Raw genomic sequence first — 1,094 nt, forward strand, 5'->3', positions numbered from 1 at the left:
GACCTTGCACAAGACCGATTCGACAACAGGTCAGAGTATCTCGAAAACGACGGCGCAAATTGCTCATAGCGCGATCTCATAGGAGTTCTCGATGCGCCTGATCTTGGTCTGTCTACTTGTTTTGCTCTTTGATACCGCACCTGCCAGGGCCCTGAACGCTTCCAGTTTCGATGAGTTGCTCAAGAAGCTACGTCCCATACAGCTACCTTACTGGGTGGGGCATCAGGTGCAACGGGGCGGTGGCTCCGTCACCCTCAACTCCGTTGCCGTGGAGAACTTCATTGTTCCCGCCTTACTTCAAGCTCCGACGCTGTCATTCCAAATCCGGGAGCTTCATATCTACGCGCCTCGTGAGTCGGAGTTACTAGCCGCCGAATGGAGGGCGCATGGAAAACTCCCTTGCCGCGACAAGCTGCTCTGCGTGCTGGTTCACCATGATCGGGTAGGACCCGTCGATTACTCAGCAAGCTATTTACTTGTTTACACCGAGCAGATGCAGTTTGTGGATGCCAGCGTGCTGTACTTTCGTGCCGACCTCGTTGACGGCCAGGGCGAGAGTGCCTATGCCTTTTTTGACTCTGCAACGAAGGAGGCCGCTGGGTACAAGGACTATATCCAGGACTTCGAGACGACCGGCGTCTTTGAGATGGAATTCGCTGTGGGTCGACGGCGACCGGGCGAGAGGGCAACGGCGGATGTTCACTACCGCATGTATCGCGTCAACAAGGATGGCCACATCGAGAAGCTGGCGGAAGGCCGCAGCATGAGAGATGAAACGCGCCCCAAAGGCGACGCATGGCGGACTTTGTCGAACGATTGAGTGCCGGATTGACGCGTCTCAAGGTCCCACCGGCACCTTCTGGCATCACGTTCGGCCGGGGCTATGACCTGGGCCAAAAGCAGCGGGCCGAGGTTGAAGATGATCTCGTTCGTATCGGCCTGACGTCCGCGCAGCGTGCGCTGCTGCTAGGCGCTGTGGGCAAGAAGGGCGAGGACGCCCAAGCCTACTTCGACGCCAACGAGGCGGCGCTCAGGGACATCGAGCTCACGCGCCGGCAACAGTACGTGCTGTTTGCCGAGACGGCGACCTGCGA

At 58.2% G+C, this 1,094-nt stretch carries 2 protein-coding genes; both read left to right on the top strand.

All coding sequences use genetic code 11. The features are described 5' to 3' along the window. The first annotated feature begins 91 nt into the window (after positions 1 to 91). Positions 92 to 820, top strand: a complete 729-nt coding sequence (locus RM530_RS18335) for a hypothetical protein (RefSeq protein ID WP_311366713.1) — start codon at positions 92 to 94, stop codon at positions 818 to 820. After that, on the top strand, positions 796 to 1,094 hold a 299-nt coding region (locus RM530_RS18340; protein ID WP_311366714.1), incomplete at its 3' end, for a DUF8812 domain-containing protein. The genes RM530_RS18335 and RM530_RS18340, both read left to right, overlap by 25 nt.

It is taken from the genome of Banduia mediterranea, from assembly GCF_031846245.1.
GTDB lineage: Bacteria > Pseudomonadota > Gammaproteobacteria > Nevskiales > Nevskiaceae > Banduia > Banduia mediterranea.